Consider the following 3,556-nt stretch of genomic DNA (forward strand, 5'->3'; position numbering starts at 1 on the left):
GCGCAACGCCGTGCGTTGGCTGGAGGAGCAAGGGCTGATGGCGGTCGGCCTCGGGCGCAAGCGCTCCAACGTCTACACGCTGGCGCTGCACCGCATCCAGGCCATCTGCGAGGCACAGGCGCAAGCCCGAGCCCAGGCRCGTGCCGAAGCCGCTGAAGCGGAGGACGCCTTCGCCCCGACCGCAGGCGCCTTCGAGGCCYTGCTGCGGTCCGCAGGCCCGGCCCACGGATYTGCTCAATCGAGCCCACGCGACCCGGCACGAGGTGCCGCCCATCACCRCTCCATGTCGCGGTCGCWGACCGGCACCACGTGCCGGCAAGCGGCACCAGATGCCGGTGAGCGGCACGAGATGCCGCATGCGGTGACCGGCACCACGTGCCGCATACCGGCACCAGATGCCGGTCAGACCGGCACCACGTGCCCCCTAACCATCAATGAACCTTTGAATACAAGATACCCCCAACCCCCTTCTGGGGCTGAAGAACCTCGCTCAAGGGTTCAGGYCGATGCCGGCGTTCGGGCCAGCGATGACACCGCAGCGGATCGGGCCAGCCGCAAGCGCAATGCGGTCTTGACGGAAGACGACACGGAGGACTGCAGGCCGCTSGTGAGCCTKCGCGACTTCATYGCCGACTGCCGAGCCAAAGGCGAGCAGGTGATCCCCGAGGACGACCCGGTCTTCRCCTACTGCGAGCAAGCCCGCATCGGGCAGGACATCCTGCAACTGCACTGGCACGAGTTCAAGGCGCGGCGCATGGAGCAGGGCAAGCGGCAGCGCGACTGGCGCAAGACGTTCCTGCAGAGCGTGCAGGGCAACTGGTTCCGCCTGTGGCAGATCCCGCCAGGCGGCGATGAGGCCTACCTGACGACSCAGGGCCGGCAGGCCGAAGCCGTGATGCTGGCGCRGCAAGGGGAGTCCGCATGAGCCGGCGYCCCGAAGCCTTCRRYGTGCCCCACAGCGCYCCGCACAGCGAGGARGCMGAGCACAGCGTGCTGGGCTCGCTGCTGTTCGACAACCAGGCYTTCGAGGTGGTCGGCACGATCTTGAAGCCGGAGCACTTCTACCAGSGCGAYCACCGGGCGATCTACGAGACGATCAGCGAGCTGCTCATGGCCGGCAAGCTGGCCGACCTCATAACCGTCCACGACCGCGGCGGCCACAGCATGGTGTACCTGAACCAACTGCTGCAGTCGGTGACGAACAGCCGGGCCGCGGCGAGGCACGCCGAGCTGATCGTCGAGCGCTGGCGGGAACGCGAGGTGATGCGCCTGGGCGCGGCGGTCGCCGACGAGGTCATGCGCGGCGCGCACGGCGCCGATGGCAAGCCGCAGCCGGTCGACCAGGTGATCGACCAGATGATCACGAAGCTGATGGCGCTGAACGCCGTAGCGGAGCGCAACGAGCCGCGCGACATCAGCGAGCTGGTCGTGAGCTACCTCGACGACCTACAGCAGCGCTACGACGGCAAGGAAACGACCATCCAGACCGGACTGAAGGATCTGGACCACTGCACCGCGGGCGGCGGCCGGCCGGGCGAGCTGTGGGTGATCGGCGCCAGGCCGAGCATGGGGAAGACGGCCATATGCCTGACGCTCAGCCGCAACGTGGGCCGCAAGCACTACGTGCTGATGCTGACGCAGGAAGACAGCTTGAACTCGCTGACGGCCCGACAGGTGGCAGCAGCCGGGCGCGTGAACCTCGCGGACCTGCGCAATCCGCGCAACGCGCCGGAGAGCATGTGGGAGGGCGTCAGCGAAGGCATCGACGCGCTCGGGAAGCTGCACATCGCGATGGACGACCAGGCGGCGCTCAGCATCATGGACGTGCGTCGCAAGATCCAGCAGGTCAAGCGCCGGCACAAGAAGCTCGACCTCGTGATCATCGACTACCTCCAACTGATGGAGGGCGACGGCGACAACCGGAACCAGGAGCTGGGGAAGATCGCCAACGGCCTGAAGCGGGCGGCGAAGGAATTCGGCGTCTGGGTCATCTTGCTGTCGCAGTTGAACCGCGACTCGGAGAAGCGTTCGACCGGCATGCCGCAGATGAGCGACCTGCGCGACAGCGGCGACATCGAGGGCGCGGCCGACCTGATCGGGCTGCTGCACCGCGAGCACCGGCGGGCGCCGACCGAGGCCAACAAGTTCCACGCCGAGCTGCTGGTGGTCAAGCACAAGAACGGCCCGACCGACACGCTGAACTTCAGCTTCGACGGCGCCTACCAGCGCTTCTCGGATTGGGAGGGGCCGCCACCCATGAAGGCGCTGAGCAAGCAACGCGGCGGCGGGCTGAACTGAATCGCGACCAGACCGAGGGAGAAGACATGTTGACGATGAACATCCGCTTCGATGCGGCGCAGATCGCGAAGGCYTTCGGCGAGCTGCAGCAGGAGCATCCGAACGTGATGGCGCAGGCCATCAACGACACGACGCGCGAGGTGCGCGACGCGCAGGTGGCGGAGATCCGCGACCGGTTCGACAACCCTACCGCCTTCACGCTGCGGGCACTGCGCACGACCTTTGCCACGCGGACCAAGCTGCAGGCGATGGTGTGGCTGAAGGACGGCACGTCGCGGGCGCACTACCTGCTGCCGCAGATCGAGGGCGGCAACCGTCCGCTGAAGCGCTTCGAGGAGATCCTCGTGCAGGCCGGGCTGATGCGCAAGAACGAACGGGCGGTGCCGGGCTCGGCCGCCAAGCTCGATGCCTACGGCAACATGGGGCGCGGGCAGATCGTGCAGATCCTGAGCCAGCTGCAGGCCTTCAACCTCGCGGGSTCGGACGCCAACGCGACCAGCTCGAAGCGCTCGAAGGCCAAGCGCACCAAGGTCGAGTACTTCGTTGCGCACGGCGGCGAGTCGAGGCAGGGCCGCGGATCGTGGAAGCACGGCGACAAGATGCAGCACCTGCGGCGCGGCGTGTGGGCGCGGTATCGCTTCAGCGCGGGCAGTGCGGTGAAGCCGGTGCTGCTGTTCGTCAACGGCACGCGCTACGGCCGACGCTTCGACTTCGTCGGCACGGCGCAGCGTGTCATCGATGCGCGCTTCAAGTCGCACTACGAGCAGCGCATGCAGAAGCAGCTCGCGAAGCTCGGGCTGTCGAGCGGAGGGCAGGGCGCATGACGTTCTCACCTCGATCGGCGACGGCCTCGACCCCACCCCCCACCCCCCTCATCGGGTCCTCCCGGGAGAGGTCGGTCAAGGGTAATTCGAACCCCGTTTGCACCGCAGTTGCGGGGCGTTCCTAAGGGGGTTATATCCATGGGAGACCCACAGGACATGCTGTCTTCGCCGCTCTCGCATCCGGTCACGCAAGAGCAGTTCGGCGACCTGGTCGGCGTGACCCAGCCCGTCGTCAGTGACCTGCTCACTCGCGGCATCTTGCTGGCTGGCCAGCCGGCGGCAACTTGGCTGCGCGCGTACACGAAGCACCTGCGCGAGCAGGCCGCGGGCCGCGGCGCCGACGGCGAGCTGGCGCGCGAGCGTGCCCGGCTGGCTCGCGAGCAGGCTGACCGCGTCGCGATGGACAACGCGGTGAACCGCCGCGAGCTGGCGCC

3 protein-coding genes and 1 pseudogene are annotated in these 3,556 nt (G+C 67.8%); all 4 read left to right on the forward strand.

The features are described 5' to 3' along the window. Positions 1–655 precede the first annotated feature (655 nt). On the forward strand, positions 656–925 hold the full coding sequence (locus tag AC1DXV_RS32740) for a hypothetical protein (RefSeq protein WP_477937659.1): 270 nt from the start codon (positions 656–658) through the stop codon (positions 923–925). A gap of 23 nt (positions 926–948) precedes the next feature. Continuing rightward, entirely contained in the window at positions 949–2,298 is a 1,350-nt protein-coding gene (locus tag AC1DXV_RS32745; protein WP_477937661.1) for a replicative DNA helicase, read from the forward strand. A gap of 26 nt (positions 2,299–2,324) precedes the next feature. Beyond that, complete coding sequence (locus tag AC1DXV_RS32750; RefSeq protein ID WP_477937663.1) at positions 2,325–3,122, forward strand: hypothetical protein; 798 nt, start codon at positions 2,325–2,327, stop codon at positions 3,120–3,122. 156 nt (positions 3,123–3,278) lie between these two features. Continuing rightward, positions 3,279–3,556: pseudogene (locus tag AC1DXV_RS32755) on the forward strand (terminase small subunit); the annotation flags it as partial.

This window comes from Rhizobacter sp. P3_C12, from assembly GCF_056402735.1.